1 pseudogene is annotated in these 236 nt (G+C 38.6%); it reads right to left on the reverse strand.

Features of this window, described 5'->3' with window-relative positions:
* A pseudogene (locus tag A1232T_RS13550) lies at positions 1-236 on the reverse strand (RNA-guided endonuclease InsQ/TnpB family protein); the annotation flags it as partial.

Raw genomic sequence — 236 nt, forward strand, 5'->3', positions numbered from 1 at the left:
AGATAGCGATAGCTGTATGGTTGATTTAAGTGCCTTCTTACCTGTCTGCCTTGTTTGCAAATACTTGATAGCAGATTTTTTAAATGGTATCCAACCTAGGCTTTTACGTTTGGCATCAGCTCTATTAGTACGCCAGTTAAGTTTGGCTTTTTTAAATTGTTTACGTGATTTAGCGTGTGTCTCATTGATAGCCTGTAAGGTCTGACTGTGTAATCCTAAATACTCACCGCTACCTT

It is taken from the genome of Psychrobacter pasteurii (assembly GCF_900162815.1).
Lineage (GTDB): Bacteria > Pseudomonadota > Gammaproteobacteria > Pseudomonadales > Moraxellaceae > Psychrobacter > Psychrobacter pasteurii.